Here is a 213-nt window from a genome sequence, read left to right as displayed (position 1 = left end):
ACGAGTTAGATCAAAAAACCGGCGTATTTTTTAAAGCTGCAGAGCCTAAAGTACATTATAAAAAATGTGATAATAATGCTCGTTACAATGTTTGTAACAGCATGGGTAACTTGAGTACTTTTGTACCAGACCCTAATAGTGAAGAGATCCTTTGTTTTTCGTGCCAATTTAATGAACCCGTACCTGCCTTGACCAGTGAAAGGCATATTCCAC

General features: G+C 37.6%; 1 pseudogene. It reads left to right on the top strand.

Annotated elements, in window-relative coordinates:
• Positions 1-213 (top strand): annotated as a pseudogene (locus V6256_RS15985) (zinc-binding metallopeptidase family protein); the annotation flags it as partial.

It is taken from the genome of Psychromonas aquatilis (assembly GCF_038155185.1).
Taxonomy (GTDB): Bacteria; Pseudomonadota; Gammaproteobacteria; order Enterobacterales; family Psychromonadaceae; genus Psychromonas; species Psychromonas aquatilis.
Note: the sequence above shows the minus strand (reverse complement) of the source record. Positions and strands in the feature narration are given on the sequence as shown.